1 protein-coding gene is annotated in these 1,509 nt (G+C 46.7%); it reads left to right on the forward strand.

Annotated features, from left to right (window positions below; translation table 11 throughout):
• On the forward strand, positions 1 to 1,509 hold a 1,509-nt coding region (locus A3762_RS23530), incomplete at both ends, for a VCBS domain-containing protein (protein ID WP_197469539.1).

Genomic DNA, 1,509 nt, shown 5'->3' on the forward strand with positions numbered 1-1,509 from the left:
CAATTAACAACCGGCCAATTACATATCGTTGATAAAGATGATGGCGAGTCTAGCTTTAAACCAGAAACGATTGTGGGCACATTTGGTACTGCACATATTGATGTAAGTGGTCACTGGACTTATGTGCCAGATAATATCAAATCACAATCATTATCAGGGGGGCAGGTCGAGCACGAACTACTGACTGTCCATAGTGCGGATGGTACAGCACATCAGCTAAATATCACCGTAAAAGGCACTAATGATCTGCCTGTAATAATAGGCGCTAGCACTGGCGCTGTAATAGAAGCGGGCGATGGCTCCAGTGGCAATGCCGATGCCACTGGTACTTTAAACGTAACCGATCCAGACACGGGCGATACCCTCAGCTGGCAAGTGGTTCAGGGGCAGGGCCACTATGGTCAGTTGAGTATTGATCAACAGGGGCAGTGGCATTATCAACTGGACAATACAAGCCATGCGACAGATATCCTAGATGCCAATCAACAGGTGACAGAGCACTTTACTGTCACGGCCAAAGACAGCAGCGGCACACCGGTACAACAAACGATAACGATCGACGTGACGGGCACTAACGATGCGCCGGAGATCACCTCTATTACAGCTCAAGCAGCACATGAAGGCGATACGACACTAACAAAAGGGATAATTTATGTCGCAGAGCACGATAACCACGACCGAGTTAGCTTTTCTTCCCCGAGTGTCGACGGTTTTGTGCTGAAACAAGATGGTAGCTATAGCTTTGACCCCAGTCACAGCAGCTACAATCATTTAGCCCAAGGCGATGTGCAAACAATTACAATTCCGGTAACTCTTACAGATTTGGCTGGAGCTAGTGACACGAAAAATCTTGTCATCACCTTAACCGGGACTAACGATGCGCCGGTGTTAGATCAGATTCAAGCGCAAAGTGTTACGGAAGACGGCCAAGTGCTGACCGGTCAGTTAACGTCAACTGATACGGATGACCATGACGTTGCGCATTATAGTGTATTGCAACAAACCGACGGATTTACCCTGCATGCAGACGGTAGCTATAGCTTTGATCCGGGCCATGCGAGTTACCAAAACTTGTCGAACGGTCAAGATCAAGTACTAACGATTCCTGTAATAGTATTTGATCAGAATGGTGCCACAGATACAAAAAATCTAACCATAACAGTGCACGGAAAAGATGAGTATACCCCACCTGTCACCAGTATCGATATTGACATTGCCAATGGTGGTCTGGTTCCCCAAGCAGGCATTATTGGCGGGCCTTCCTTAGCTAGCTATGAATATGACTTAGATATTTCTGTCCATAAAAAGCCAGGAGAAACTATAGACAGTATCGCTCTAACACATCTACCCAATGGTGTAGCTCTCATCTATGACAATGGCCACTCGGTACCGCAAAGCCACAATAGCTATCAAATCGATCCGGCACTCAGTGACCAACTAAAACTGATCTCTGATCATGCGCTTACCGCTACCAATTCAGGTTTTGAAACTACCGTTGTCACCACAGAT

The organism is Oleiphilus sp. HI0125 (assembly GCF_001635355.1).